Origin of the sequence: Pelagibacterium sp. 26DY04, assembly GCF_031202305.1 — a bacterium.
In the GTDB taxonomy this organism is placed as follows: Bacteria; Pseudomonadota; Alphaproteobacteria; order Rhizobiales; family Devosiaceae; genus Pelagibacterium.
This window is the reverse complement of the sequence record NZ_CP101731.1, coordinates 3,292,179-3,317,679: the sequence shown is the minus strand read 5'-3', so window position 1 is coordinate 3,317,679 and position 25,501 is coordinate 3,292,179. Positions and strand designations below refer to the sequence as shown.

Sequence of the window (25,501 nt, the reverse complement as noted above, 5' to 3'; positions counted from 1 at the left end):
TTGCAGTGGCGGGTCCATAGGCAAAGACGGTAGCAAGATGCACGTTCTCGCGGAAGACGTCCGCCATTAAGGTTGCAGGATGGAAAAAGCTCAAGAGTTTTCTAGAAGCCGATGGCCGTTCGCTACTGGGTGGAACCGCCTTGTCGCTCCGGCGAGTGTGACGCCACCTTCTCTTCGCGCCCCACTCGAACGTCCGTTGGTCATTCTCGCGCTATTGTTTGCTCTTTCGGTGTGGACGATAGTCAATATCGATCGTCCGATTGCGATCTGGATGCGCGCATTCCCCGAAGAGCTGTCTGCCCTCGCCAATCACATCACACGACTGGGTGCAGGCGTGGAAGTGCTCGTAGGCTCGGGCGCGCTGCTCATCCTATTGGCTTTCCTGCCCAGGGCGCGGTTGCGTCGCCGAATCGTGGTGGGCGCCAACGCCGTCGTGGCTGCGGCAGCGTTTATTTTTCTCTCGGTCGCTGGCGGCGGACTTGCTGCACTGATTACGAAGTATTCGATTGGTCGCGCCCGGCCCGGGGTGTCGCAAGGGGAGTATCCCCTTGACTTCCAGGTGTTCGCCCTCAACCCAGACTACGCAGCCTTTCCATCTGGCCATGCGACGACCGCTGGCGCCATGGCCATGGCCCTTGCACTGGTTTTCCCTCGGTTTCGATCGATTTTCATTTCCATCGGCATCCTGATCAGCCTGTCCAGGCAATTGGTCGGCGTTCACTGGCCAAGCGACACGGTGATGGGGTGGGCGGTAGGGGTCGGCTTTACCCTCTGGCTTGCCCATGTCTTCGCCCGTCGCCGCTTGCTCTTCGTCTATAGCGCGGACGGCACCTTGCGGCCGAGGTTGGCCGGCATGCCGCTCGTGTCCCTTCTGCTCAGAAACGCACGAAAAACGACCACACCCGGCTAGCCACTATCCTGAGATGGCTCCATTCGATTGGGCTTCTAAGGATTCTGGTGCAGGACCGAGAGGAATCGTTGCGCGAACTGCACAGGATAGATGCTCCTGTTGCCGTGCAACGTCCGCAATGATGGGGCCTTGGCACCAATTCGCCTTTGGCGCAGTTTAGTCGGCTGGCGAGCCGTCGATTTCCTCATCCAGCAGGACCGCATTGGCGCCGGTGGCCGAAAGGCGGACGGTATTCTCTTCCACGATGGCCACAATGCCGCCTGGGATGTAGTGCTTGTGGCCTGCGTGCGACCCAATGTCGACGGCTTCCAACCGAATACGGTCCTCATCGACTGAAGCAACTATACCCACCCGCGCGTCGTCGGCTCCAAGCACTTTCATTCCAGCTTTGATGCCGGAGAGATCGTGCATCTCAGTTTCTCCTTCAGATAATCCAAGTCTTCTTTGCGGCAGTAGGTGCGAGCACCCTCGTGCACTTCTACGCTAGCAGCAAACCATATCCTGGAGAATGCGCAATCATCTTGAACAGGCGCCGGGGCGGGTTGATCTGAAATTGTTTAGTCCGCCATCAGTCCCTTGCCGATGGCTGTCTGCAAGGGCGACGGCGATGAGAAATCGTGCCCCCAAAAGGTACAGGATGCCGCCTATTGCGACACATGATGCTTGATGGTGTGAATGTTCATGCCGCGGGGTAGCAATGCCAGTTCCTCAAGGCGGTAGCGCGCAAAACCGCGATCGCAAGAGATCGGTAACACCGAGCCAGTATGGTTAGCCGGCACTTACCCAGGTGATCCCCCATGCCTTTCGCTGTCGCATATGTTAGTCGCATAGCTATCGCATTTTTCGCCGTCTTGGCGCTGACAGCATGCAGTCAGTATACAGGCGACAATCGCCATAACGTGCCGCTGCCGCGAGAGCTCCTCCAGCGCATGGCCGAAATCAACTCATCGCCATCTGAGCCGATGATGATCCGCCTCTACAAACAGACCTCGACGCTCGAGGTTTGGAAACGAACCAGCGATGGCACGTACAGACTCTTAAAGACGTACGACATTTGCAAATGGTCGGGGGAACTGGGACCGAAATTCCGCGAAGGCGATCATCAATCACCGGAGGGCTTTTACAACGTCACTCCCGACCTTATGAACCCGAACTCTTCCTATTGGCTATCGTTCAACGTCGGTTTTCCGAACAAATTTGATCAGGCTTGGGAGCGCACAGGAACAAACTTGATGATTCACGGAGACTGCCTGTCAGTTGGCTGCTACGCTATGACCGACGATGGTATCAAGGAGATTTTCGCACTCGCACGGGAAACATTCAGAGGCGGAAATCGATCCTTCCAACTACAGTTGCTGCCCTTTCCGATGACTGAAGCCAACATTCAAGCGAACGCATCGAGTCCTCACGTTGATTTCTGGCGCAATCTCAAAGAGGGCGCGGATATCTTCGACAACACAAGCATCCCGCCGACATGGGATGTCTGCGACAGGCGCTATGTCTTCAACGTGAATGATCCCCGAACCGCCCCCCTGGATCCCTTAGGCCCTTGCCCGGTTTTGTAGTCAGCAAAACAGGTCCAAGCTGGCAAGCCAACACTTTGGCAGAAATAAATCTCATTTGCCCTTACTTCTATAGCGACTAGAGAATGCACAATACTCCGATTATTGTTGGAGAGTTGGGCGTATGAACGGAATCCTTGTCGCATATTTTCCGGCGCAAGATAGAAAAGGTCACATCAAAAATTGCTTCGCCGCCATATGGATCAATGCGCGGGTCAAGTTGTCCTTCTATCAGGATGAGCCTCCGTTGGCCCTGCAGGCACCTTATGTCAGGTAAGCCGCCCCTCGGACTGCGTCTGTTTCATTTGCTCCTTTGGGGCTCTTTCATCGTCGCGATTCTATGGTATGTGGCCGCCCCTCTTGTAGTTCGCCTTTTAACATAGTTTCCGGACTCCCGATTGTGGGGACATGGCTGCCAGACAGCAGCAGTGCGTTCCTCCTCCCGGATCCCATTATCCTATACGTGCGAACACCGGAAAGCGCTCGAGAAGCCAAAAAGCAAATGCGGACATCTGACCGGTGATCATCGCCACGCCCATAAGGATCATCACTATCCCGGCGAGGATCTGTAGCACCCGGCCCAGCCGACGCATGTGCTTGAGCCTTGCCGTTAAGCTGTCTGCAAAGGTGGCGGTGAGCAGAAATGGCACCCCAAGACCTGCCGAGTAGATCGAGAGCAGCAGGATGCCGCTTCCTGCCGCCTCTGACGTCGCGCTTACGGTGAGGATTGCGCCGAGGATCGGGCCGATGCAGGGCGTCCAGCCGAAGCCGAACGCCAGCCCCAAGACATAGGCGCCAGCCGGCCCCCCACCCTTCAGGGCACCATGATATCGAAGTTCCTGAGAGAGCCATGGAAACCTGACGAGGCTGGTCGTAAAGACGCCGAACACAATGACGATCGCCCCTCCGACGATGTTGGCTTCGTAGCGCCACGAAAGCAGCAGCCTGCTGAGCGCTGTGGCGCTTGCCCCGAGCGCAACAAAAATCGTAGCAAACCCGGCTACAAAACAGATGCTCAGGAGCAAGGCGTTCGAGCGCACCGCCACGCTGCTGCGATCCATGTTGCCTGTGATGTAGGAGACATATCCCGGCACCAGGGGAAGCACGCAGGGTGAAAGAAACGAGATCATGCCTGCAAATAGTGCTGCCAAAATCCCGATACTGGCAATCTCAAAGCCCATTTGCCGAACCGTTCTTATAGGTCCGCATCGGATCGCTGCGGGCATCCAGATTATCAGCAATGCAGGCGGGTATAGGCTTGGATATCATACGGGGGTTTCGGGACGTTTGGTGTCGTCTGGACTGCTCAGGAACCGCATCAGCAACCACAGCGCGACGGCGATGTACGGAAACATTGCGGGGACCCACATCACTAAGCCTGCAAGTTGCTGGTCGCTGAGAGCAGAGATTCCAAACGGCTCCGTTGTCAGGAAGTGCGGTGGATAAATCGGTCTGCGCGCAAAAACCAAGATGGCGCCGAGCAGACCCATTTGTGCCACAAACGAAAGCAGCGCCAGTATGCTCGGTCCAACTTGCCGCTGCGGGCTGAAGATTTCACGCCAGAAGAGCCAAGAGGTGGCAAGCAAGGTCAATTGCATTAACCAGTATGGAAGAGCGGCGCTGATCGCCCATTCATAGGCCAATGGAGCGTGCCAGATCCACAACGTGATGGCGCTGAGCACCGCCAGTAGGGCAAGTGGCAGCCGGGGGCCTCCCCGCCAAGGCAGCGCAAGTGCGAGCAGGGGGGCCGTCACCGAGATCAGGATGACATGATGGGCTACTCGAACGGAGAACAGCGCTACGGTCAAGGCGCAAATGGGCGAGAGGAATGCAACGCCAACCAAGACAAGCGCCCCGAGTATTGCCGCTCTTCCTGCTGAATCCCTTCTACCTTGGGTGAACCACCCAATAGCGATCAGGGCCATGAGCGCGATGGCAAAGGGGTCGAAATTCCATTGCAGCCAAATACTGTCCGGCACGGGCGGCGGGCCGCAATAGGAGTCGAAGGATTCAGCAATCATGAGATTTCTAGCTCTGACAGTTCGCCGCTGCTGACCCTTTAAGCTGCCATTCTTTCGCTGCGCATGGGCCTGCCTCGCATAAATCTACTATATCTATGCTCCTCAGTCATTCTTGGGGTTGACAATGAAGCACATAAGGCAAGCCGAAGCGGTGATCGCTTTGCTACCCAGCTTCTAGCGCAGAAGGCCGCGGATGGCGTTGTTGACCAGTTCTATGACGACCACGAAGGCGATCACCACGATCGTCAGCGTCGCGACCTTGTCGTATTGGAACGCACGCACATACATCTGGATGTAAAAGCCGATGCCGCCCGCCCCCACGATGCCCAGGATGAGGGATTCGCGCAGGTTCATCTCGAAGCGGAACAAGGTATCCCGAAGGACGTCCGGAGCGATCTGCGGCCAGGCGCCGAAACGCAGCTTTTGAAGAAAGGTCGCGCCGGCGCTCTCCAGCGCCTCGATTGGGGCGGGGTCGATGCTCTCGATGGCCTCGGCGTAGAATTTTGCGAGCATACCGGTGGCATGGAAGGCGATGGCCAGTATGCCGGGCAGCGCGCCCAGCCCCACGGCACCGACCATCAGCATCGCGACGAGGATCAGCGGTACGCCACGAATGACAGCGAGGACCGCCTTAAGCGGAACATGGACGATCGCCGGGGTCAGGTTCCGCGCTGCCAGCAGGCCAAGAACGGCCGAGAGAAAAATGCAGCCCACGGTACCCAGGATCGCAATGCGCAGCGTCTCGGCCGAGGATTCGATGACCACCGGCAGCACCGAAAGATCGGGCGGCATCATCCTGCCCACGAACTCGGCGATCCGCCCGCCGCTCTCGGCCAGGCGCGGCAGGTCGATCTCGCTGCCGCTCCACGACCACACGACGAGCAGAACGATCATGACCGAGAGCAGGAACTGCCCCCAGGCGCGTTGCCTGTCGCGATCTCGCGCGCGGCTGCCTACCGCGGTTTGCCTTTGGGAACTCGCCGTCATCGCGGGGACGCCTCGTTCTGGCCTTGGGGGGACACGCCATAGATGCCGGCCAGTTGGGCTTCGTTCAGCGCGTCCGGGGGCCCGTCGAAAACGATGCGTCCCTCTTCGAGCGCGATGAAGCGGTCCACGTAGCCCGCGACCAACCCCGGCTGATGCGAGGACAGTACCAGCGTAGTCTCACGGCTCGTGACCGCCCGTTGCAACAGCTCGAGGACTGCGCTGGCCCTTACGGGATCGAGACTGCTGACCGGCTCGTCGGCCAGCAGCAGGTGCGGTTCCTGCGCGAGGCAGCGCGCGATGGCGATCCTCTGACGCTGGCCACCGCTGAGCCGGTCGACGCGGCGGTCCGCGAAAACTTCCATCCCCACATCGCGTATTGCCTGATCGGTGATCGCGAAGTCGTCTTCCCCGAACCGGCCCATGAGAGTCCAGAACGGATCGGCATGGCCCAGCCGACCGTTCAGCACGTTGTCCCGCGCAGTCCCCCGCTCGACCAGCGCGAATTCCTGGAAAACGAAGCCTACGCGGCGGCGCCACGCCCGGGGCGGCGGGCGATTCGGACCCAATGGGAGGCCGAGGACCTCGCAACTGCCTGACCAGCCGCGCAGTCGCCCGTCGATGAGGCGCAGAAGCGTGCTCTTGCCCGCGCCGGAGGCGCCGATCAGCGCCACGCGCTGTCCCATCGGCACGCGTAGCTCGGAGATCGTCAGGACCGGCCGCCCGTCGCCCGGATACCGGAAGCTCAGATCCCGAAGTAGGATTGCGTCGGACGCCATGGCCTCTATCTCAGCAAACCATAGGCCCTCGCCAGGGTTCTGACCTCCTCATAGGCAGCCAGATCCGCGACGACGTAGCCGTCCGGGCCGTAGACGTATTGAAGCAGATATCGCAGATCCGGCTCGTTCAACCTCAGCATCGCGGAAACGAAGGCATCGCGCAGGTCAGGCGCCAGGTCACCGCGCGCGATGACGCTGTGCGAGGGGATCGGCCGGGATTCGGCGATCCATGTGACCTCGAGCTGCTGACCCGGCGTCAGCAGCATGTCGGCGTACTGGCTGGCGCCCGCCGCATCGACCAGCCCGTTCGCCACGGCCTGGATCGCCTGCTGATATCCGCCCGCGAACAGAACGCGGTCGAAGAAGGTTCTCGGATCGTCGCCGCGCTGGAACAGCCCCGCCTCCGCGAAGAGATCCAGCGGATAGTAGTAGCCCGATTCCGAGATCGGATCGGCGAAGGCAATGGTCTTGCCGCGCAGGTCCGCGAGCTCGGCGATGCCGCTATCCCTACGCACGAACAGGCGCGCGGTATAATAGGGCCTGCCGAAATAGACCTCCTGCAGGATGGCCGTGGCGCCGGCATATTCATTGGCGAGGACATAGGGCAGTGCTCCCATGAAGGAGATATCAGCATCGCCGTTGCGCAGGGCCTCGACGGCCGCCGCGTGATCGCTGGTCACGAAGCCGCGTACCGGCATGCCGAGCTCTCCGCCCAGCCATTCGGTGATGACCCGGATATCGCCGAGAAGCTTCTCGGGGTCCTCCTGCGGAACGAAGGCGAGCGTCAGGCCCTCGTCCGCCTGCGCCCACGCCATTGCAGGCGCGAAAGGCAGGACCGCCATCGACAGCAGCAGCGTGCGCCGCTTCGGAGAAAAGGGATACGGCTCAGTACATGTCGTCTTCATAGAGGTCCCTCATCTCCTGGAAGTCGGCCCAGAGCGTCTCGGCTTCGGTCCAGTTGCCGGCGTTGACCGCTGTCCGCATGCCGTTGAGGATATCGACGAGCTCGAAGACCTGTGCTCGTGCCCTGGAGTTGAACATCCCCGTGGCGTCGAGCGCCAGATCAAGGGCGACAGTTTCGAGCATCAGGTTAGCGTTCACCGCATCCTGGTTCCTGGCAAGCGTGTCGAAGGTGGTGGCAAAGGTCGTCAGCTCTTCCCAGGCGAGCCGGAAGACCGTGTCGCGGTCGTCGAACGTCTGGTAAGGCTCGTCGGCCGCGCCGACCGCCTGTAGATAGGCCACGAGATCGTCTCGCTCCTGGTCGGCGAGGCCTAGCTCGAAGCGAGTATCGAACCAATCCACCACACTGGCCAGAGTTGGCTGTGAACCGTCATGGAAGTAGGGTGCGGTGAAGTTGATCCCCAGCAGCGTGGGCGTATCGAAATAGCCGTCCATGGCGCCGCCGTAACCTTCCGAGCCGGAGCCGATGTTGTGCGATTGCCGATCGAGGAAGGCCGAGGACGGCACATGGCACGACGCGCAGGCCCTCCCGTCCATCTGCGCGAACGGTCTGCGGAAGAGCTCCTCCCCGCGCAGTTCGGAATCGGTTGCCCCCGCTGTCAGGCGGCCCATCCCGTCGATCCGTGCGTTCGGCAGGAAGTCGAACTCCAGCATGTAGGCAACCAGCGCGTCGAGCTGGAACGGCGTCGGCTCAGGTCCACCGAACTCGCTGACGATCACGTTGCGCGTAAACTCCGACAGGCTGGCGAAACGGCCATCCCGGCCGTAGGGTCCGGTGAAGCGCAGACCGCGCAGCGACGGGATGTCGAGGCTGCCGCGACGCTGATCGTTGAAGAGGGGGTTGAAGAAGGACCCGCGCACATCGACTGCACCCGGCTGATGGCTGATTCCGGGGATGAAGAAGCTCTGGTTGATGTCGCTTCGGTTGTGGCAGTTCGAGCACGTGATGCCCAATGACCGGGCGGGTTCGCCAAAGATGTTCGAGCTGTCGAAGAGCATGTCTCCGAAGGCGATCAAGGGCAGTTCCGCCTCGTCGATGCCGCGCTCCTCGAAGTTCAGGACCAGCCGGGGCAACGGATCCTGATCGGCGAGGCTGGACCCCGGCGGCAGCCAGGCGGCGACCTGTACCTCGCCACGCGTGGCGACAACGCTTTCCGGCTGGGGGGTCAACGTCCGTCTTTCGACAAAACTAGTCGGCTCGAAGTTTGCAGCGAGATAGGCATCGATCTCCGCCCACGCTCGCTGGAAGGTCTCTTCGTCCGTGCCGATCACGTTGGCTCCCATGATGCCCGTCGTGCCGATCGCGCTCATCAACTCGAGCCAGGCAAAGCCAAGGCGCCGGGCCGCTTCACGATCAGCCTCTTCGATGAACGATGCGAAGGCCCTGTAGTAGGCTTGTGCCTCTAGCGCCTTCTGCTGGGCCCTTCCCGGATCGGCTAGAGCCGCGGCGGTCTCGGCGAGCGCCGCTCTCGCGAGCCAGGAGACAGCTCGCGTTGATGCTTCGTAAAGGGCCTGACGGTTTTCCGAAGCGATAGCGTCGACGATCGCAACGTTCATATCCGCTGGCAAAGCGTCGAAATAGGTACTGGCCGGTCGTTGGATGGCAGCGGCCGGATGCGGTTCCTCATAGGCTCTTCGGATCTCGTCCCACGGCGCTGGCACGAGATCTGCCATGAACAGCATGGTACGATAAGCGGCGGCGGCAGGATGCCAGGGTTCCTCGGTGACGACCGTCGAGAAGGCCGTAGGCGTCAACAGCACCATGACCAGAAAGATTGCAATCCGCGACCTTCGAAAGACCTCGAGCATGATTGAGTCCGCACAATTCCAATTCGCGAACAATAATGCTATTGCGAAGCATTTGCAATAAGGATCGCTGTGTTGGTCCGGTTGTGCCTGTTGTCATGGTACCGTGGCACTTGAAACCGCGGTCTATGCGAATCCTCGGCTATGGGAGGCTTGTGACCGTGATCTCGCCCGCCGCGGTCACGCGAACCCTGATCGGATATGCGGCAGAATCCGTTGTAGAGATCGTCGTGGTCGACCAATTGGAACTGATCGTCCATTTACGGTGAAAGCCAGTCCGCCAGCCAACCCATCACAGTCACCGGAGCTTAATGGGAATGAAGTCGACATGGCAGCTCTTTGACCGAGGACAATTACCCTTTTACGACGACAAGAGGGTCGGAGAACACCAGTAGATGGCTAGTCGCTTCGCAGTTGCTCCAGGATTTTGGCTTCTTCTGACGAAAGGCTCGGAGCGCCAGTTCGGATGTTTCGGCGCCTGGCAGCCAAAACGGCCAGTGCGATCAGACTTGCTAACAGGAGGATCGGCGTTGCAACCCAGAGAAAGATGGTATGACCGGCAAACACCGGATTGAGCAGTACGAACTCGCCATAGCGCGCTACGACGAAATCATACACCTCGGTGTCGGAATCCCCTGAGATAAGACGTTCACGCACGATTAGTCGCAAATCCCGGGCAAGGGGCGCGTCCGAGTCATCGATCGATTGGTTCTGACACACAAGGCAACGCAGGTTGCTCGAGATGGCGCGGGCACGCTGTTCGAGGACCGGGTTGGCCAATACTTCGTCCGGCTGAACGGCTGGGACGGCTACGGGGGTTAGAAGCGCTCCGAGGGTTACTATGAGAATAATCAACTTCCTCATGGGCGCGCCTCTACCGGCTTAGTCCTGTTCCTGGCCACCGCAGGCGCCCCGATGCGCAGCCTCCGGTCGGTCAACGAGAGAAACCCCGCACCTGCCATGAAGAGCGTGCCCAGCCAGATCAAAAGGACAAACGGCTTGTGCCAAAGACGCACGACCCGGCCATCAGTACCGAAACGTTCTCCGAATTGAACGTACATTTGGCTCAATCCATATGTGCGGATTCCTGCCTCGGTGGTTGGCGTGCCACTAACTGGGTAGATCCGGCGCTCCGATGTTATTTCCCTTTCGCCATCCCAAGGCGAATGGATCATGAATGAACCGCGTTCGGCGGTGAAGTTCGGGCCGCCTACCTGGGTTTCACCCTGATAGGTCACCGAGTATTCAGAAATCTCGATGGTCTCGCCCGCACGCATTGATGTGACGATTTCAGTCTGGAACGCCGTGGCACAGACGATGCCGATGACCGATACTCCCACGCCGAAATGAGCGATTGCCGTCGACCAAGCCGTTCGCGGCAGACCTTTGAGACGCGCCCAGCTCTGTCTCGGTGCAACCCGGCCGGCCGCGATGCGATCGGCGATTTCGGCAATCGCGCCGACCATCACCCAAATGCCAATTCCGAGGCCGATCGGTGCGAGTGTTACAGGGAAACCCAGAAAGGCGAAGACGAGAAGGGCCAGCACCAGCGTGACCACTATGGCCGCAATGAGCCGCTGCCCAACAGCAACCAGATCACCGCGCTTCCAGGCAAGGAACGGCCCGAACGGGATCAGGAGCAGCAACGGCATCATGAGCGCGCCGAAGGTCAGATCAAAAAACGGTGCTCCAACCGTGATGCGGGCGCCCGTAAAGGATTCTAGAACAAGAGGATAGAGCGTACCGATCAAAACACCTGTCGTTGCAGCAGCAAGGAAGACATTGTTCAGGATCAGCGCGCCTTCCCGACTGATTGGGGCAAAGAGGCCACCGTGACGAAGTGAGGAAGCGCGCAGGGCAAAAAGCGTGAATGCCCCACCGATCAATGCGGCAAGCATCGCGAGAATGACTGTGCCGCGCGTGGGATCGGAAGCGAAGGCATGAACCGAGGTGAGAATGCCCGAGCGCACGAGGAAGGTGCCGAGCAGCGATAGCGAGAAGGTGACGATAGCCAGAAATATTGTCCAGATCTTGAGCGCGTTGCGCTTTTCCATGACGACCGCCGAATGCAGCAGCGCGGTTCCCGCCAGCCACGGCATGAAGCTGGCGTTCTCCACCGGATCCCAGAACCACCAGCCGCCCCAGCCCAGCTCATAGTAGGCCCAGTAGGACCCCATGGCGATCCCGAGGGTGAGAAACGCCCAGCTCGCCAGTGTCCAGGGCCGCACCCAGCGCGCCCACGCCGCATCGATCCGGCCCGACACCAGTGCAGCGATCGCGAAGGAAAAGCAGATCGAGAACCCGACATAGCCCAGATAGAGCAGCGGGGGGTGGATGGCGAGGCCGATATCTTGAAGGATCGGGTTGAGTTCGGTTCCGTCGAACGGCGCGGGATCGAGCCGCCAGAACGGATTCGATGTGAAGATCACAAAGGCGGAGAACGCCGCGACCATCAGTCCTTGGTTTGCCAAAACCAGGGTTTTGAGCTCGTTAGGAAGATTGCGTCCGAACGCAGCTACCGCGGCACCAAACAGCGTGAGTGTGAGAACGAACAGCAGCATGGAACCCTCGTGATTGCCCCATGTGCTAGTGAATTTGTAGAGCATCGGTTGGAGGGAGTTGGAGTGCTGTACAGCCAGCCGCAACGAGAAGTCATCGCTCATGAAGGCTTGAACGAGCGCTGCGAAGGAAAGCCCCACGAGACCGAACTGCAGAAGTGCTGCATGCTTCACGAAGCGTTGCGCCATTTCGTTGCCGCGCCAGAACGCAAAGCCGATTCCGGCCTGAGCGGCCGCAATCACGAAGGCAAGTATAAGCGCCAGATGGCCCAACTCGATCGTCATTCCACATTCCTCCCCTGACCGATACTCGGCAATGACCGAAACGCAACACCGCATGGTGGCGGGGATCGTCTGGCTTGCTCTTTGGAGATCACTGCCATTTCTATTCCACCAATCCCAGATCCCGACCAAAATCCTCAAGGGTCAGACGATCCTCACCTGAAAGAGCGGCCAGACCGCGCTCGAGATCCGATCTGGCCGCATCCGGGCCGTAGAGTTGATTGCGGGAACGCACCAACTGCATCCATTCGGCCAGGCTGCCCCCGGTGCTGTCGAGCCGGGCAGCCAACCCCTCGACCATGCCGCGTACGGCCTCATTGGTCTGGTCTTCCTGCCCGATGTCTTCGCCGCGCGTTCCCGCTTGCGCGGTGGCCAAGCCCGAGCGTGCGGTTTCAACCCAGGCCTCCTCGCCGGTTGCGATGGCCAGCAACTCTTCCCATAAGGCAACGGCCTCGCCATATTGACCCGAACGCGTCAACTCTCCCGCGAGATAAAACCGCGAGCGGACATGAAGCGGATCCGTGCTCATTGCGCTTTCAAGGAGCGCCAGCGTTTCTTCGCCAAAAGCTCCATCGTCGCCGACGATCAGTGCTTCAGCGAGATTGGTTTGTCGGTCCGCCGTCGGCGGTTCGAGCGCCAGAACACGGCGCCAGGCATTTGCCGCTTCCGCGTACCTGCCCTGATCCATGTAGATTGGCGCCAGAACCAACCAGCCGCGCACATCGTCGGGGGTTTCCGCCATTCGGGCCTCGACGGTGGCAATGGCAGCCTCGATATCGATGGCCGCAGCCTGAACGGGAGTTTCGCGCCCGACCAAAGGCGCGTTTGGAAGATCGGCGCGACCCACCCAAGCATAAATCCCTAATGCAACGAGTGCGATGGTCGGAAGGGTCGTCCAAATGGCCAGCTTGCCGCTTCGGGCTCCTGTGCTGCCAACATGATCCTTTTCCTGGCGGAGCACTTCGCGCGCGAGTTCAGCACGAGCTGCGGTCGCTTCGTCCGCAGAAATCCTCCCAGTTTCATGATCGCGGTCTATCCCATCCAGCTGGTCACGGAAGAAGGCACGCATTGCATCCAGCGTCGCGCCCTTTTGCGGAGATTCAAGTCTCGTTCTCAAGCTCCGAGCCAGCACCGCGATGCTCCCGAGAACACCTAGAACTGCAAATGTCCAAAACAAATTCGCGCTCAATTACGCCTCTCGGAACGGTTTCGGGTCATTGCGTGACCTGCGAAAACAGTGGCAAAATATCGTTCTGGAGAGCTTGGTCGGTCAGGACCCCTATGTGCTTGTAGACGATAGTTCCCTCTGCATCGACTACGAACGTCTCTGGCACGCCGTAGACGCCCCATTCGATCGCAACACGGCCGTCCACGTCAGCGCCGGTTCTCGTAAAGGGGTCGCCCAAGGCGTTGAGCCATTGGTCAGCGGCGGATGGATTGTCTTTGTAGTTGATCCCGTACACCGTGACCTGCCCCTCTTCTTTAAGCCGCATCAACAAAGGATGCTCTTCACGACAGGGCACACACCAAGACGCAAAGACATTTACCAAGCTCATCTCTCCGACCAAATCCTGGCTGGACAGACCCAACTCCCGCCCTGCAACAGGGGGTAGTGAGAAGGCCGGCACGGACTGCCCTATCAAAGGTGACGGCAGAGCACCCGGATCACGAGTCAGGCCCCAGCCGAACACAAGGACGAGAGCAGCCACGAACGCCAGCGGCACAAAAAGATACAGCGACCTGCTGCGTCTCGAGCCTGCCGCATTGTGCTCTCCCGAGATTTCCGAAATGGGTGCCATTGATACGATCCAAGAAACCTCCAGTAAGGCACGTCACGAGCATCTTGCCTCCTAGAGCCGCTATAGGTTCAAGCAGAAATTTGAGGTCTTTTTGCCGCATCACCAAAATTTGTGGCGCCGCTCGCACTCTAGTATCGTGCCCGAGGTAAGTATAGTTTCGGGGCATTGGCGTCGCGCGTAGTGACTGTTGGTCCATCATATTCGCGGACCACTTTTTGCGTGGTGAGCGGTGTCAATGTGCCGCATTGGTTTCAATTCGTGATTGTGTACAAGCCGCAATCGGAAATCAGGATGCCGGAGGCATGAGCCTTGCGCGTGACATCGGCGGGGAGGTCGGGAAAGCGCTGGTCGTTCTGGCGCTGTTCTTCTTGTCGTTCGCATATCAGTCACCTCAACTGCCGGCATTTGCGGAAGAGGGGGCAGTCTGGTCCGCTGCCAATTTTTCCATCTGTGGCAGCGGCCATGACAAAACTGACGCGAGCCACACACCCTGCCACGCCTGTCGTCCCGATCTGGCTGTGCTACCACCGCCTCCAAGTGTTGTCGTTCCGGCCTATCTCTCTTTCATAGCTGTCGGCTGCTCAAATGAAATCGACATCTCTGCCAGTCAGGCGGCCTATTCGCTTCCCAACCCACGAGCGCCTCCAGCCCTGAACTGACCGCACTTTACGTCACTCAGACCTTTCCTTTGCTGGAGTCATCAGAATGATCTATACGCTTTTGCGCGTTTCCCTTGTGGCCGCGCTTCTTTTCACATTCGCTCTACCAGTATCAGCTCAGCTGGCCCCGGAACTTAGTCACTCCGGTACGGAAGCCCAGGCCAATGCGGCCATTATGATTGAAGAGTTTGAACTGGAGGGGCTTTTCGCTCGGGCAACTCTGCCGCGCGCGCCAAACGGTGGGGCCTATTTCTCCTTGACCAATAGCGGTCCCGCCGACGATCGGTTGATCGGAGCCTCAACATCGATTGCAGGGGAGGTCCAGATTCACTCGTCCACTGTTGAAGGCGACGTCATGCGAATGCGCGAGGTGCCCGACGGCGTCCTTCTTCCCGCCGGTGAAACGGTTACATTCGAACCGAGCGGGCTCCATCTCATGCTGGTCGGTCTCAACCAGCCACTGGTTGAAGGCGAAGCATTTCTACTGACTTTGCAGTTCGAGCAGGCGGGAACTATCGAGATCGAAGTCCCCGTTGCCGGCATCGCCGCCCGCGAAGCTCCTGACGACGGCGCGGAGAGAAATGGATCCAGCCATCAAGGGCACTGAGAGATGACGCACTCGACCTTGAAGACGGTGAGGCTGGTGCTGTGGGGCATGGTTTGCGTGGCCGCGCTTTGGGCAGGATGGACATGGTACGGTTCCCTGTCTACCCCTGCTCCCGCTTCGGTCACCCAAAGACTGGCCGAAGCGCAGGATGGCCAGTATGGCGCCGGCGACTATCGACTGGTCACGCACACTGGCGAGGATGTTGATGATTCGATTTTCGTGGGCAAGCCGTCGCTGGTCTTTTTTGGCTTCACCCATTGCCCCGATGTCTGCCCGACCACGCTCGCCGACATCGAGTATTGGTTTACCGAACTAGGGGGTGACGCCAACGACATGCAGGCCTTCTTCGTCACCGCCGATCCTGAACGGGATACGGTTGAGGTTATGGCCGAGTATGTGGGTTGGTTCTCGGAGAGGATCATCGGATTGACCGGCGAGCCCGAAGAGATCGCGGAAATGATCGATGCCTGGGGCGTCTTCACGCAAAGGACCGATCTTGAAGGGGGCGGTTACAACGTCGACCACACCGCATCGGTCTTCATGCTCGACAGCGGTGGACGTTTCTTCGGCACGATCTCCTATGAAGAGAATTCGGAAACGGCCATTGCCAAGGTCAGGCGACTTGCGGACGCCGGATGAGCCTACCGCTACTTTATTTACAGCTAGCGCAGCAATCACGATGAAAACCGTGTTGCGCGAGGAGAAAACATGAACAGACGCACAGTGGTTGTTGGCACATTGGTTGTCGCCGGCGCGGCACTTGCAGGCAGTGCCTATCTCTATAACGCCAATCAGGCCGAGCAGGCCGTGGCAATAGCGAACGAAAACGCTGCCGTGCTGATCCGGCCAAATTCACCGATTATCGGACCGGAAGACGCACGCGTAACGATCGTCGAATTTCTTGACCCTGCCTGTGAGGCGTGCCGGGCGTTTTATCCGGTGGTCAAATCGATCCTCGATGAGAGCCCAGAAGATGTGAGGCTCGTGGTGCGCTATGCACCCTTTCATGACGGTTCCGAAGAAGCCGTCGGCATTTTAGAGGCCGCGCGTGCGCAGGATCTCTATGTTCCAGTGATGGAAGCCATTTTTGCCGCTCAACCCCAGTGGGCGGCTCACGGCAGCCCTAAAATGGACCTGGCATGGACGGCCGCAGAGGAAGCCGGGCTCGATGTGGAACGCGCGCGCATCGACATGCGATCGCCCGCGATGGTGGCTCTCCTCAGTCAGGATCTCGCCGATATCGAGCAACTTCAGATTGGGCAGACTCCCACATTTTTCATCAATGGACAGCCCTTGACGGAATACAACTTCGAGCGGCTGGATGAACAGGTCCATGAAGCGCTGGGCAACTGATCGCGCCGTGCTCATTGAAGATGGCATAAGGTTTGGAGCGGTTGACAACTTGCAGCTTGTGTCACCGCTTCAGGGCTGAAGCCTCCCTGAAATGTGCCGCCATGTTGGAGATCATATCGCTGACATGGCGGTCGGGGATGCTGTAAAAAACATGCTGTGATTGTCGCTTGCCAATCAGTAGCCGTGCACCACGCAGCAAGCGCAAATGATGGCTCACCAGCGTTTGCGAAAGTTCAAGTTTGGCGGCAATATCCCCAACTGATTTAGGTGCGCTTGTGCAGTACATAATGATCCGGAGCCGGTTGGGTTCGCCCAATAGCCGAAACGCCTCGGCCAACGCGTTCAGTTGAGCGCTCGATAGCGCCGAAGTGTTGTGTATATCCCGGATGCTGGAGGCTGATATCCCCTGGTGCGCTGCTGATCCGCCACAGTCCTAAAGTCGTGTTGGAACCCAACCTCGATCGTGGTTGCCTCCCGGCGGAGGGCCTTACAGCCAATAGCGTTAGCCAATCTAGAGCAGCAGGCCCAAGGTCGACCTGAACTGCTAGAAACCCAATCCTCTGACTAAACCTCACGCCTTCATTATTCCTAACAGACTGACAATCCGCATTATAAAACTCGATTCAAAACTATCTTGTAGTTTTTCTATCGAGGCAATCCGGGCTGCCTATCGTGAACTCCGTCGGGGAGATCACGATAATGAAAAAAGCAAGCATCCTTCTTTTCGGACTTGTCAGCCTCATCACTTCATGGGGAGCAGCAGGGCTCGCAATGGAGAAAGAGGTTCATCCAGCTTTCGCCTCCGTAGGCAGTTTGACTTCAATTCCGGTCGGCCACGCCGAGTACTGCCAGCGCCGTCCGCCTGATAAGAAAGCTCAGCCAGACGCCTTCACCCGCCGCACCGGCGGCCGGACCGATTACCGAATAGATTCCGGCGCCGATAATGGTGCCCACTCCGTAGAGGGAAAGCCGCACGAGACCGAGCGCCTTCGTTAGACCGCCATGTTCCCCGCTGCCGTGCGTCATCTCAATTGCTCAAAGCCCGCTCAACCTCCGAAACGAGCGCTTCGAAAGAGTATTCAGTCAAGGGTGTGCCGTTGATGAAGAAGGTGGGTGTCTGGCGGATTTCGAGTTGGGCGATGTCCGCCTTGTCCTGATTGATCAGGGCAACGGTGGCAGGAGAGCTCATGTCGATCCGGGCCCTCTCCACGTCGAGACCCGCGGCCTCGGCGGCGCTCCATGCGATCTCGAGGTTCGGACTGCCGTGTGCGGCCCATGCCGGCTGGCTGGCGAAGACCATCTCCATCACCGGCTCGAACAGGTCCTGGGCGCGGGCCGCCTCTATAATGCCGACGGCTTCTTCGGAACCGTCATGAAAGGGTGCATAGCGCACCACGAGTCTTAGATCTTCCGGATTGTCATCCAGTAAGCCTTTGACCACGGGATAGAAGGCGCGACACGCCTCGCAGGCAGGATCAAGAAACTCGACGAGGGTGACCCGGGCGTTTTCCGGTCCCAATACCGGCGAGTTGGGGCGGACGAGAATATCCGCATTCTCACTGGCGAGCGCCACCGCTTGCTGGGTCTGGTTGGATTGGTAAAGGTAGGCTCCGCCCGCCAGGGCCAAAACGCCGACGGCGAGAGTTCCAATTACGAGCGCACGTCTGTTCATGACTTCTCCTTGCGCAGCGCAATCAGGAGGAGGGCTGCGATCGCTATGAATGAAAGGGTGGAAAGAAGGGGAAGCGGCACCGCTCCCCAGATCGTCATGTTCGCGTCCGTACAGGATACGCCTTGCGAGCATGGCGCGATGGCCTGTGAGATAAGCCCGAAATACAAACTGGTATGCCAACCCGCGATCAGGAGGCCCGGAACGGCCACAAGGAGACCATACTTGGCTCCCCCGAGATCGCCCTTGAAGCAGGCCAGCCCCAATATCAGCGCCATCGGGAACATGAATATCCGCTGATACCAGCATAGGACACACGGGGTCTGTCCCATGACCTCGCCAATGAAAATGGCGCCGCCGGTCGCAACGAGGGCGATGGTCCAGGCGACATACATGGCGATAGAGGGAACATCCTGCCGTCGGATTTGCATCTAGCGAGCCTTTCCGGAATGCGAGGCGACTTTGTCGCAGTTTCCATGGTTTCCATTGCCGACTACAACTGCTGCGCTGATGCGTCCTGCGACTTGGATGGACGTCGTCATCTCTGTTTTCTTTGAGCAGGTTCTGCTGATGTCTTCTCTGCGCGTTCGCAATATCGCCGTGCTTGCCGTTCTCCTGGTGATCGTCGGTGGTGTTTTCATTTTGTCGTTTACCCATGTTCCAAACGAAGTCCGAGCCTCCCAGACGGTCGAAACGGACGCTGTCGACTAGCCGCCACTTGCCAGGCCCGCGCCGTTGGCTGCCCCCGTGCGCGCCAGGTTGTCGATGTTCTCAACGATCCGCGCGAACTCGGTCATCTCGCTTGGCGTCAGCGAGTGGCTTGCAGGGAGCCGGGCTTCCAGCGCGTTGAGAAGCCGTCCGTTGACGCTTAGTTCGAAGTGGAGGTGATTGCCGGTCGAAAGACCTGTCGTTCCCACATATCCGATCACGTCGCCTTGCCGGACGACGGCGCCGGGCTCGATGCCATCAGCGATCCGGCTCATATGAGAATATGAGGTGACATAGCCATTTTCGTGCGTGAGGCGGACGTGACGCCCGTAGCCGCCATTCCATTGCGCCATGGCGACCTGTCCATCCGCTGACGCGTAGATCGGCGTCCCCGCGGGTGCGGCAAGATCCACTCCCTCGTGCCCGAGAATCTCTCCTGTAACGGGATGCGTGCGCATCCCCATGGGAGATGTTAGGCGCCCCCCACCTTCGAGTGGCCTCCGCAAGAACATCGGTCCCCAGGACTGGCCGGCCCGATCCATATAGAATGCTGTTCCGTCCTGCCCAACAAACTGAAACAACTCCCGAAGGCGGGTGCTTTCCGAAAGCGCGACATAGAGCGCCTGGCTTCGGCCGTCGCTGTCCACCGCCGCAAGGATTTCGATCGTGGTGCCAGGCGTGATGCGTTCATTGAGATCGAGTTGGCCCTCAAGAGCCATGATCACGCTTTCAACCACAGCGTCCTCAAGTCCGTTTCTGCGACCCAACTCCCAGATGGACTGATAGAGTGAAGGAAGTCGCGCCGCGTTCACCTGCTCGACGTTCTCTTCCGGCATCGCAATTCTGGGAGGCTCGTTAGCCAGCACGAAACCGCCATTGTCCGTTCGCGCACTTGTAAACGCGTGCGTGTCCGCATTTGCCGTCGCGTCGTGACGATAGACGCTGATGCGCATTGGGATAGCTTCCACTCCGTCCTGTCGGCCCGAGTAGTAGAGGATCCGCAAGCGGGAAAGGGGAGGCAGGCTATCCATTCCGTAGGCGGTCCTCGCCCATCTCAAAATTGTCGCCGCATCGGCCTCCGCGAACCCGTTTTCCCCGAGCAACGTTGAGAGTTCGCGTTCCTCATCGAGCTTAAGCAACCGCTCTGACCATCCATCCGAACGTATCGACTTCGGGACAACGGTAATGTTTTCGGGTTCCGAGGTGATGATCCTCCCCGGTTCGACGTCCGTGATGGGCAAAACCCCACTCGGGGGCGCATAGCTGGAAAGTTCGGAGAAGAACGACGCCAAAGCTATGCGGGCCTGTCCCGAATCCGACATGACGTACTCGACTGCTGCCTGGTCGGAGAGTCCGAGCGTTGGGGGTGTCGAGAAACTGAGCGGCGTCATGGACAGAGCGACTTCAGATTGCACAGGTTCACCGTACAGCGAAGACGCTATGCTCTGGTCTACCCTTGGTTGATCGTCGCTTCGCCCGACCAGCGTATCCATTGCAGGAATGTCCGCTGAGACAATGGTTGTCGAAGTCGCGAGCGCTGAATTGAACCACACGAAGGTCTGATTGCGAAGCTGGGTTTGCGAGCCTAGCGATTCTTCGACAGCCATTTCGAAAGTAACCAGATCCCGCTCCGTCGATACCGATGCCCTGACCCTGTTGGTCTTCCCATTCGCACTCGTTTGGGCCGGGGCCTGAACGGGAATACGCAAGGCTTCCGTGGGGGTCGAGAAAGACTCCCGGCCATCGAACGCGAGGTAAAGAGCTGCGTTCATGAGCAGGAAGCAAGATACCCCGGCTACGACGGTGGATGTGACGGCCCTGGGATTGATATCTCCAAGCACGGTGAACTGCGCATCCAACCCTCTGACCGAGAGCGGAGGTTCGTCAACAACCCCTATGCGCAGCAGGTGAGCGCCTCTCATCCTCTGCGTAGTGGTTTGCCTGTTTCGCGATTTTTTTGAAGAAATAGCCACTATCGCGCTGCCGTACCATGTATGGGGCTTGGTCACGTCACCTCAGAAGACGACGATGGGGGATCCCCATTTCACCCTATCCGCAAGATGGATCACGTCATGATGCAACAGACGCACGCACCCGGACGACACCGCCTGACCTATCGTCCAGGCCTCCCCGGTCCCATGAATTCGGTAAAGTGTGTCGCGGCTTCCCTGGTGAATATAGAGCGCACGGGCGCCGAGCGGATTGTCCAGCCCTGGAGGTTGGCCAGTACGCCATTGCTCGAGCTCGGGCTGACGTTCGATCATCTCCGTGGGCGGCGTCCAGACCGGCCATTCCCGCGAGTAGGCGATATGTCCACGTCCCGACCATGCGAAGCCGGCCCGGCCCAATCCGGCGCCGTAGCGCATCGCGGTCCCTCCCTCCTCGACGTGATAGAGGTAGAAGCTTGAAGTATCCACGATGATCGTTCCCGGCTCCTCGGAGGTGGGATAGTCGATACGTCGACGATAGAAATTCTGATCGAGATAGCGCAGATCGACAGGCGGAACGGGAAACTGTTCATTTGGGAGCGCCGCATACATGGCGATGACTTCAGGTGATATTGGCGGCGGCAACGTCACCTGTTGTTGGGGAGGTTCGTTTCTGTATGTCGAACAGCCCGCGACTGACAGCGCCATAAGGCTGGATGCACCTGCCAGGAAGTGGCGGCGTGAAAGAGAGATAGAAGATGCCATCGTATTCCGCTCTTAAGTCTCAGGCGATATACCGCGCCGGCCTGCGCCAGAACGGTGATCAGCATGAAAGAAATACAGAACCAGGGCGTCGAGAGGCATAGAGCCAGAGTCAGAAACGCCCTAATACTGCGCCGATTTCGATCAGGCGCGCGGAGGGGGCTCGTCGAGCGGACGTAGCCACAGATAGCTGGATTTGGGAGGGAGTGCTAAGGCCCAGGTTTGTCGCGGCTGTGGCCTTTCTGGTTCGTCGGTAACCGCGGTCTGGATTTCGCAGTGTGGGCAGGTGGCAAAGATCCCTGGAATTTGGCCAGTTTGGCGGGCTTCGAAACTCCAACCCGTCAAAGGCGAAACAAGCGTCGTTACAATCTCGATGCTTCCACTTGGCAGGACAGGGCTCACATGACCGTTAGGCGTGGACGCTTGCACGGCAGCGAGCCATGCCAAGATCAGCATGGCTCCAAAGCCCAAAGCCAACAAAGCGAAATGACGAACCATATAGCATTGATGCAACGTTGATCATGGCATGATCAAGGCACAATCCCCAAGTTTTGGTAAAAAGAAACCGTCATGTCGGAATTTTTTGCACCCTACCAATTCCAAAGAAGAACAGAGGAAAGGTACGCACAAGCTCCATTCTTTTATTCAAGCGCGGGTGCTGTGATAAACGCATTGAGCATGGTCGGCCAGCGTCTCGATCACACGGCATGTGGCAATATGACCATGTGAACCCTCCTCGAGCATGCGCGACAATTCGGCTTCGAGGAGCTTGAGATTGCTGATCTTGGTGCGCACTTCCGCCAGTCGTTCCCGTGCAATCATGTCAGCGTCGGCACAGGGACGCGCCGGATCGTCCTGAAGCCGAAGCAGGGCGCGGATCGCGTCGATGTCGAATCCCAGTTCTCGTGAATGCCGAATAAATTTCATTCGGTCTATATCGACGGTGTCGTAGAGACGGCGATTGCTCAGGCTTCGCCCAACCGATGGCAGCAACCCGATTTGCTCATAGTAGCGGATGGTTGGCACCTTGATCCCACTCGCCTTGGCGGCCAATCCGATGGGAAGCCCGTCTTGCATTTTTTTCTCCTCTAGCTTCTGGAGTATGTACGCCCTGATCGTGGCGAGGGAAAGGAGAGTCCGGGTGCCGTTTCGTTTTGCATCTTGGCTTTCGTCGTCGGACAACTTCGCCCAACTATGCGAAGTCAGATAGCCCAGGTTCGAGTGCCAATAGGGCGACGCTGGCGCAAACTAAACCGGCAGTACGGAAACTTCCGCGGTTGACCCGTATCATCGCCTCGACGTCGCGAGGGCGAGGCTGCGCAGCGACACCCTAGACAGCCGTCGTGGCTCCCTACTCGCTCAGTGCTTTTGGTCGATCTCGGCTGGAAGCTCCAGATATCCTTGATCGCTCAACCAGTCGTGCAGGATGTAGCGCAGTCCATCTTGCCGGGTCCTTATAGGTTCGGGTGACTTCTCGATGAAGGCATTAAACGCTTCAGCCAATTCCGGCGTTACACGGACCGTAATCTTGTCTTTCATGCGCAGCTCCTTCAGCCGGGGCTATAAAGCCAGGGGAGCGGTAATGTCGAGTCGGTGCAAGCGAATCCCTAACTGGCTCAGCGCATGACTGCGGCAGCCCCCAGAATACGGCCGGGCAACGCGCCGTTCTTTTCCTGTATGATGAGCGCGAAACCATCGTTGTCGGGCCCGAGAGCCTCAGGCACTGGAATGCGTATCTCGGCCCCGCTCGACGGATCCCACATCCCGACCGGCTGGCGGGACGTGACGATATGAGAATAGGATAGGCGTTGGCCCATGTTGTCGCCCCCTGTGACCTCAACCTCGGCACTGTTCCGAAAGGCAACCAGCCACACGACCGCCGCGCCCAGACCGGAACGGGGGCCCGCTCGAAGAATGACGACGTCCTGAGATTCGGCCTCAACGTCCATGGAAAGCGCCAAATCCGCTTCGGCAAGCGCATCCAACACCTCCTCGGCGTTTGACCCTGCCATGCTGCGTGCGCCGTTGACGATCATCTGGGGCGTATAGAGCCTGTTTGTGCCCGACGCACTGGCATATGCCTTCTGTAGCTCGCCATTCGCGGATATGGCGAAAGTGTCGGCCCAGCCCGTATAGTCCCAATAGTTCACGTGATAGGCGAGAGCGATGACGTTGTTCTCATCGCTCATCCGGGACAGGAGTTGGTCTGCTGCCGGGCAAGGCGGGCAGCCCTGGCTCGTGAAGAGTTCAACGACTGCATTGGGCCGGTCGCGTATCTCCAATGAGTACGCAGCACCGGCCGCCAAGCAGGTCATCGCTGCCAGATACAGGCGAAGAACCAGCCGGGCAGATTGGGAAACAGGAACGCGCATGGCGTTTTTTGTAAGGATGAACCCGGCGTGCAGCCACTCAATTCGAGGTGAGGATCGCACAGTCACGCCCACAGATTCCTCGGTTGACGATTCCGCTTGCTCCTCTAGTGGCTAGAGGATGCAGGTTGTCGAGCGAAGATCAATAGGGTGAAATGACAGTGAACTGGGAACAAATCATAGAAGCGTCGAACGAGGCCGCGACGTGAACCGAAACCCTGCTATCATTGCCGCAGCCTTTTTGTTTTCCATGTTGGTTCTGGTCCTGGGCTATGCGGCGTTCGGCTTCTGGACGATGCTGATCTTTACCTCCGGGTTTCTTGGGGGGTTCGCGCTGTGGCTGTTCTTTCCTGCCAATCCCTCCTTCGCCGCAATCAAGACGCCTTACTTTCTGGCACTGGCACTCTTCGTTCTCCATCGTATCGAGGAGTATTCAATGGATTTTTTTGACAGGCTGGCGGCGATCACCGGCATAAGCACGCCCGACGTTGGTTCCTGGCAAGTGATCCTGCTGGTCCTCCTCTCAGTGGGCGCCTGGCTGCTTGTGCCGCCGCTTGTCAGCCGGGGATACCCGTTCGGAACCTATCTTGCCTGGACCTTCTTTGCCGCCATGGGCATTACCGAACTGGCGCACTTTGTCGTTTTCCCATGGCTTACCCCACAGCCGTTTGCCTATTTTCCCGGCATGGCAAGCGTTGTGCTGCTTGCACCCGCTGCGTGGTGGGGCATGCAGCAGCTTTCCCGAGGAGCTTGATATGGCGCAAAACGCCGAAACCCGGAATGACGGACATGCTCATGAAGGGGGCCACGATCACGGGCAGACCGTTATTGCCTCGAACGAGCGGCGCATCCGTCTTGTCCTCATTTTCACCGCCAGCTATGCGATCGTGCAGGCTGTCGGCGGTTGGTTCTCCGGTTCACTGGCGTTGATCGCCGATGCCGGCCACATGGTCTCGGATTCGGCCGCACTGCTCCTGGCCCTGATCGCCTACCGCATCGCGCGGCGCGCAGCGGACGCCACGCGGACCTACGGATTTCACCGCGTGAGGGTGCTCGCGGCGCTCGCCAACGGCGCGACGCTGCTCTTGCTCGTCGCATGGATCGTCTGGGAAGCGGTGCAGCGGATCAATGCTCCTGTCGAGATTCTGGCAGGGCCGATGCTGATCGTCGCGGTGATCGGCCTCGGCGTGAATGTGGCTGGAGCCCTGATTCTCTGGTCGGGGAACAGCGGCGATGGCAATCTCAGGGGCGCGTTCCTGCACGTCATCGGCGACCTTCTCGGCTCGTTTGGCGCCATCGCCGCCGCGATCGGGATCATGCTGACGGGTTGGACGATCCTCGATCCCATCCTCTCGGTGCTGGTGGCGATGCTCGTGGTCCGCTCCGCGTGGAGCCTTATCTCGGACTCGATCCGTGTTCTGTTGCAGGCCGTCCCCCGGGGCGTGGATGCGGTTGATGCGGAGCGCGGTCTTGCGAGCCTCCCCGGGGTGGCGGAGGCGGGACATTTTCACGCCTGGACGCTGACCGATGAATCCAGCGTTGCCACCGTCCACGTCAGCCCGGCGGAGGGAACCGATCCGCTCAGCCTGCCCCAGATCGTCTCGGGATGGCTCAAGGAGCGGTATGCGATCGACCACGTCACCGTACAGGTGGACCCGCCCGGTAAACTCGACTCCAGGCACCACTGAGGCGAGTTTGCGCGCTATCTGGAGTCTGGCACGGAGCTGACATCCTGCGGATTCGACGCGTGGGCAAAGCGGGCGAAAATTTCGCTTGCTCCTATAG

Annotated in this window: 29 protein-coding genes; 9 read left to right on the top strand and 20 right to left on the bottom strand. The window is 59.0% G+C overall.

Translation table 11 applies throughout. The annotated features are described in order from the left end of the window. Nucleotides 1–196 precede the first annotated feature (196 nt). A complete protein-coding gene (locus NO932_RS16450) occupies nucleotides 197–910 on the top strand; it encodes a phosphatase PAP2 family protein (RefSeq protein ID WP_309208455.1) in 714 nt (237 codons plus the stop codon). Nucleotides 911–1,066: 156 nt separating this feature from the next. Here NO932_RS16450 and NO932_RS16445 read toward each other — a convergent pair whose 3' ends face one another. Further along, on the bottom strand, nucleotides 1,067–1,321 hold the full coding sequence (locus tag NO932_RS16445; protein WP_309208453.1) for a DUF2171 domain-containing protein: 255 nt from the start codon (nucleotides 1,319–1,321) through the stop codon (nucleotides 1,067–1,069). Nucleotides 1,322–1,839: 518 nt separating this feature from the next. Between NO932_RS16445 and NO932_RS16440 the strand changes: the two genes are divergently transcribed. After that, nucleotides 1,840–2,475 carry a murein L,D-transpeptidase family protein gene (locus NO932_RS16440; RefSeq protein ID WP_309208451.1) on the top strand — a complete coding sequence of 212 codons (636 nt, stop codon included), beginning with the start codon at nucleotides 1,840–1,842 and terminating at the stop codon, nucleotides 2,473–2,475. Between the two features lie 449 nt (nucleotides 2,476–2,924). On the opposite strand, the gene NO932_RS16435 is transcribed toward NO932_RS16440, so the two are convergent. From NO932_RS16435 to NO932_RS16390, 10 genes are all read right to left on the bottom strand, one after another. Further along, the gene (locus NO932_RS16435; RefSeq protein ID WP_309208450.1) at nucleotides 2,925–3,653 is read right to left on the bottom strand and encodes a cytochrome c biogenesis protein CcdA; all 729 of its coding nucleotides are present in this window, start codon (nucleotides 3,651–3,653) and stop codon (nucleotides 2,925–2,927) included. 84 nt (nucleotides 3,654–3,737) lie between these two features. Then, nucleotides 3,738–4,493 carry a cytochrome c oxidase assembly protein gene (locus NO932_RS16430; RefSeq protein WP_309208448.1) on the bottom strand — a complete coding sequence of 252 codons (756 nt, stop codon included), beginning with the start codon at nucleotides 4,491–4,493 and terminating at the stop codon, nucleotides 3,738–3,740. A gap of 174 nt (nucleotides 4,494–4,667) precedes the next feature. Beyond that, the gene (gene phnE, locus NO932_RS16425) at nucleotides 4,668–5,480 is read right to left on the bottom strand and encodes a phosphonate ABC transporter, permease protein PhnE (RefSeq protein ID WP_309208446.1); all 813 of its coding nucleotides are present in this window, start codon (nucleotides 5,478–5,480) and stop codon (nucleotides 4,668–4,670) included. Then, nucleotides 5,477–6,256, bottom strand: coding sequence for an ATP-binding cassette domain-containing protein (locus tag NO932_RS16420; protein WP_309208444.1), 780 nt, complete (start codon nucleotides 6,254–6,256; stop codon nucleotides 5,477–5,479). Before NO932_RS16420 ends, phnE begins: the two co-directional genes overlap by 4 nt. 5 nt (nucleotides 6,257–6,261) lie before the next feature. Continuing rightward, nucleotides 6,262–7,161 carry a phosphate/phosphite/phosphonate ABC transporter substrate-binding protein gene (locus NO932_RS16415; RefSeq protein WP_309208442.1) on the bottom strand — a complete coding sequence of 300 codons (900 nt, stop codon included), beginning with the start codon at nucleotides 7,159–7,161 and terminating at the stop codon, nucleotides 6,262–6,264. Next, nucleotides 7,142–9,025 (bottom strand): cytochrome c peroxidase, encoded by a 1,884-nt coding sequence (locus NO932_RS16410; RefSeq protein ID WP_309208440.1) that lies wholly within the window; start codon nucleotides 9,023–9,025, stop codon nucleotides 7,142–7,144. The genes NO932_RS16415 and NO932_RS16410 overlap by 20 nt, the downstream gene beginning before the upstream one ends. 396 nt (nucleotides 9,026–9,421) lie before the next feature. Further along, nucleotides 9,422–9,802, bottom strand: a complete 381-nt coding sequence (locus NO932_RS16405) for a cytochrome c-type biogenesis protein CcmH (RefSeq protein ID WP_309208438.1) — start codon at nucleotides 9,800–9,802, stop codon at nucleotides 9,422–9,424. Nucleotides 9,803–9,882: 80 nt separating this feature from the next. Continuing rightward, a complete protein-coding gene (locus NO932_RS16400) occupies nucleotides 9,883–11,865 on the bottom strand; it encodes a heme lyase CcmF/NrfE family subunit (RefSeq protein ID WP_309208437.1) in 1,983 nt (660 codons plus the stop codon). Between the two features lie 100 nt (nucleotides 11,866–11,965). After that, entirely contained in the window at nucleotides 11,966–13,051 is a 1,086-nt protein-coding gene (gene ccmI / locus NO932_RS16395; RefSeq protein WP_309208435.1) for a c-type cytochrome biogenesis protein CcmI, read from the bottom strand. 25 nt (nucleotides 13,052–13,076) lie between these two features. Beyond that, nucleotides 13,077–13,661 carry a DsbE family thiol:disulfide interchange protein gene (locus NO932_RS16390; protein ID WP_309208433.1) on the bottom strand — a complete coding sequence of 195 codons (585 nt, stop codon included), beginning with the start codon at nucleotides 13,659–13,661 and terminating at the stop codon, nucleotides 13,077–13,079. Nucleotides 13,662–13,963: 302 nt separating this feature from the next. Between NO932_RS16390 and NO932_RS16385 the strand changes: the two genes are divergently transcribed. From NO932_RS16385 to NO932_RS16370, 4 genes are all read left to right on the top strand, one after another. Continuing rightward, nucleotides 13,964–14,320: a hypothetical protein gene (locus tag NO932_RS16385; RefSeq protein WP_309208431.1), complete on the top strand. Its 357-nt coding sequence runs from the start codon at nucleotides 13,964–13,966 to the stop codon at nucleotides 14,318–14,320. 46 nt (nucleotides 14,321–14,366) lie between these two features. Beyond that, on the top strand, nucleotides 14,367–14,927 hold the full coding sequence (locus NO932_RS16380; RefSeq protein WP_309208428.1) for a copper chaperone PCu(A)C: 561 nt from the start codon (nucleotides 14,367–14,369) through the stop codon (nucleotides 14,925–14,927). Between the two features lie 3 nt (nucleotides 14,928–14,930). Continuing rightward, nucleotides 14,931–15,566, top strand: a complete 636-nt coding sequence (locus NO932_RS16375) for an SCO family protein (RefSeq protein WP_309208427.1) — start codon at nucleotides 14,931–14,933, stop codon at nucleotides 15,564–15,566. A 69-nt stretch (nucleotides 15,567–15,635) separates the two neighbouring features. Beyond that, the gene (locus NO932_RS16370) at nucleotides 15,636–16,280 is read left to right on the top strand and encodes a thioredoxin domain-containing protein (RefSeq protein ID WP_309208425.1); all 645 of its coding nucleotides are present in this window, start codon (nucleotides 15,636–15,638) and stop codon (nucleotides 16,278–16,280) included. 61 nt (nucleotides 16,281–16,341) lie between these two features. Here the strand turns inward: NO932_RS16370 and NO932_RS16365 are convergent, their stop codons facing one another. From NO932_RS16365 to NO932_RS16350, 4 genes are all read right to left on the bottom strand, one after another. Then, a complete protein-coding gene (locus tag NO932_RS16365) occupies nucleotides 16,342–16,596 on the bottom strand; it encodes a metalloregulator ArsR/SmtB family transcription factor (protein WP_309208423.1) in 255 nt (84 codons plus the stop codon). A gap of 503 nt (nucleotides 16,597–17,099) precedes the next feature. Beyond that, nucleotides 17,100–17,306, bottom strand: a complete 207-nt coding sequence (locus NO932_RS16360) for a hypothetical protein (protein WP_309208421.1) — start codon at nucleotides 17,304–17,306, stop codon at nucleotides 17,100–17,102. Between the two features lies 1 nt (nucleotide 17,307). Beyond that, complete coding sequence (locus tag NO932_RS16355; RefSeq protein ID WP_309208420.1) at nucleotides 17,308–17,952, bottom strand: thioredoxin domain-containing protein; 645 nt, start codon at nucleotides 17,950–17,952, stop codon at nucleotides 17,308–17,310. Beyond that, nucleotides 17,949–18,380 (bottom strand): disulfide bond formation protein B, encoded by a 432-nt coding sequence (locus NO932_RS16350; RefSeq protein ID WP_309208418.1) that lies wholly within the window; start codon nucleotides 18,378–18,380, stop codon nucleotides 17,949–17,951. Before NO932_RS16350 ends, NO932_RS16355 begins: the two co-directional genes overlap by 4 nt. 97 nt (nucleotides 18,381–18,477) lie before the next feature. Here NO932_RS16350 and NO932_RS16345 point away from each other — a divergent pair, with 97 nt between their 5' ends. Further along, entirely contained in the window at nucleotides 18,478–18,660 is a 183-nt protein-coding gene (locus NO932_RS16345) for a hypothetical protein (RefSeq protein WP_309208416.1), read from the top strand. On the opposite strand, the gene NO932_RS16340 is transcribed toward NO932_RS16345, so the two are convergent. The 5 genes from NO932_RS16340 to NO932_RS16320 all read right to left on the bottom strand — a co-directional run bounded on the left by NO932_RS16340 (nucleotide 18,657) and on the right by NO932_RS16320 (nucleotide 23,785). Then, nucleotides 18,657–20,666: a M23 family metallopeptidase gene (locus NO932_RS16340; protein WP_309208415.1), complete on the bottom strand. Its 2,010-nt coding sequence runs from the start codon at nucleotides 20,664–20,666 to the stop codon at nucleotides 18,657–18,659. The genes NO932_RS16345 and NO932_RS16340 overlap by 4 nt on opposite strands. Nucleotides 20,667–20,672: 6 nt before the next feature. After that, a complete protein-coding gene (locus NO932_RS16335) occupies nucleotides 20,673–21,350 on the bottom strand; it encodes a L,D-transpeptidase (RefSeq protein WP_309208414.1) in 678 nt (225 codons plus the stop codon). A gap of 642 nt (nucleotides 21,351–21,992) precedes the next feature. Beyond that, nucleotides 21,993–22,424, bottom strand: a complete 432-nt coding sequence (locus tag NO932_RS16330; protein ID WP_309208413.1) for a helix-turn-helix domain-containing protein — start codon at nucleotides 22,422–22,424, stop codon at nucleotides 21,993–21,995. Between the two features lie 282 nt (nucleotides 22,425–22,706). Next, nucleotides 22,707–22,886 (bottom strand): hypothetical protein, encoded by a 180-nt coding sequence (locus NO932_RS16325; RefSeq protein ID WP_309208412.1) that lies wholly within the window; start codon nucleotides 22,884–22,886, stop codon nucleotides 22,707–22,709. A gap of 77 nt (nucleotides 22,887–22,963) precedes the next feature. After that, nucleotides 22,964–23,785: a DUF1223 domain-containing protein gene (locus NO932_RS16320; RefSeq protein ID WP_309208411.1), complete on the bottom strand. Its 822-nt coding sequence runs from the start codon at nucleotides 23,783–23,785 to the stop codon at nucleotides 22,964–22,966. 226 nt (nucleotides 23,786–24,011) lie between these two features. On the opposite strand from NO932_RS16320, the gene NO932_RS16315 reads away from it, so the two are divergent. Next, nucleotides 24,012–24,470 (top strand): hypothetical protein, encoded by a 459-nt coding sequence (locus NO932_RS16315; RefSeq protein ID WP_309208410.1) that lies wholly within the window; start codon nucleotides 24,012–24,014, stop codon nucleotides 24,468–24,470. 1 nt (nucleotide 24,471) lies between these two features. Continuing rightward, on the top strand, nucleotides 24,472–25,404 hold the full coding sequence (locus tag NO932_RS16310; protein WP_309208408.1) for a cation diffusion facilitator family transporter: 933 nt from the start codon (nucleotides 24,472–24,474) through the stop codon (nucleotides 25,402–25,404). The last annotated feature ends 97 nt before the right edge of the window (nucleotides 25,405–25,501 follow it).

What these genes read in the sequence shown, in the direction of transcription:
- NO932_RS16445 (WP_309208453.1), bottom strand. Translation starts at nt 1,321, where the DNA reads ATGCACGATCTCTCCGGCATCAAAGCTGGAATGAAAGTGCTTGGAGCC.
- NO932_RS16440 (WP_309208451.1), top strand. Translation starts at nt 1,840, where the DNA reads ATGGCCGAAATCAACTCATCGCCATCTGAGCCGATGATGATCCGCCTC.
- NO932_RS16435 (WP_309208450.1), bottom strand. Translation starts at nt 3,653, where the DNA reads ATGGGCTTTGAGATTGCCAGTATCGGGATTTTGGCAGCACTATTTGCA.
- NO932_RS16430 (WP_309208448.1), bottom strand. Translation starts at nt 4,493, where the DNA reads ATGATTGCTGAATCCTTCGACTCCTATTGCGGCCCGCCGCCCGTGCCG.
- phnE (WP_309208446.1), bottom strand. Translation starts at nt 5,480, where the DNA reads ATGACGGCGAGTTCCCAAAGGCAAACCGCGGTAGGCAGCCGCGCGCGA.
- NO932_RS16420 (WP_309208444.1), bottom strand. Translation starts at nt 6,256, where the DNA reads ATGGCGTCCGACGCAATCCTACTTCGGGATCTGAGCTTCCGGTATCCG.
- NO932_RS16415 (WP_309208442.1), bottom strand. Translation starts at nt 7,161, where the DNA reads ATGAAGACGACATGTACTGAGCCGTATCCCTTTTCTCCGAAGCGGCGC.
- NO932_RS16410 (WP_309208440.1), bottom strand. Translation starts at nt 9,025, where the DNA reads ATGCTCGAGGTCTTTCGAAGGTCGCGGATTGCAATCTTTCTGGTCATG.
- NO932_RS16400 (WP_309208437.1), bottom strand. Translation starts at nt 11,865, where the DNA reads ATGACGATCGAGTTGGGCCATCTGGCGCTTATACTTGCCTTCGTGATT.
- NO932_RS16390 (WP_309208433.1), bottom strand. Translation starts at nt 13,661, where the DNA reads ATGGCACCCATTTCGGAAATCTCGGGAGAGCACAATGCGGCAGGCTCG.
- NO932_RS16385 (WP_309208431.1), top strand. Translation starts at nt 13,964, where the DNA reads ATGAGCCTTGCGCGTGACATCGGCGGGGAGGTCGGGAAAGCGCTGGTC.
- NO932_RS16380 (WP_309208428.1), top strand. Translation starts at nt 14,367, where the DNA reads ATGATCTATACGCTTTTGCGCGTTTCCCTTGTGGCCGCGCTTCTTTTC.
- NO932_RS16375 (WP_309208427.1), top strand. Translation starts at nt 14,931, where the DNA reads ATGACGCACTCGACCTTGAAGACGGTGAGGCTGGTGCTGTGGGGCATG.
- NO932_RS16370 (WP_309208425.1), top strand. Translation starts at nt 15,636, where the DNA reads ATGAACAGACGCACAGTGGTTGTTGGCACATTGGTTGTCGCCGGCGCG.
- NO932_RS16360 (WP_309208421.1), bottom strand. Translation starts at nt 17,306, where the DNA reads ATGACGCACGGCAGCGGGGAACATGGCGGTCTAACGAAGGCGCTCGGT.
- NO932_RS16355 (WP_309208420.1), bottom strand. Translation starts at nt 17,952, where the DNA reads ATGAACAGACGTGCGCTCGTAATTGGAACTCTCGCCGTCGGCGTTTTG.
- NO932_RS16350 (WP_309208418.1), bottom strand. Translation starts at nt 18,380, where the DNA reads ATGCAAATCCGACGGCAGGATGTTCCCTCTATCGCCATGTATGTCGCC.
- NO932_RS16345 (WP_309208416.1), top strand. Translation starts at nt 18,478, where the DNA reads ATGGACGTCGTCATCTCTGTTTTCTTTGAGCAGGTTCTGCTGATGTCT.
- NO932_RS16335 (WP_309208414.1), bottom strand. Translation starts at nt 21,350, where the DNA reads ATGGCATCTTCTATCTCTCTTTCACGCCGCCACTTCCTGGCAGGTGCA.
- NO932_RS16330 (WP_309208413.1), bottom strand. Translation starts at nt 22,424, where the DNA reads ATGCAAGACGGGCTTCCCATCGGATTGGCCGCCAAGGCGAGTGGGATC.
- NO932_RS16325 (WP_309208412.1), bottom strand. Translation starts at nt 22,886, where the DNA reads ATGAAAGACAAGATTACGGTCCGTGTAACGCCGGAATTGGCTGAAGCG.
- NO932_RS16315 (WP_309208410.1), top strand. Translation starts at nt 24,012, where the DNA reads ATGCTGATCTTTACCTCCGGGTTTCTTGGGGGGTTCGCGCTGTGGCTG.
- NO932_RS16310 (WP_309208408.1), top strand. Translation starts at nt 24,472, where the DNA reads ATGGCGCAAAACGCCGAAACCCGGAATGACGGACATGCTCATGAAGGG.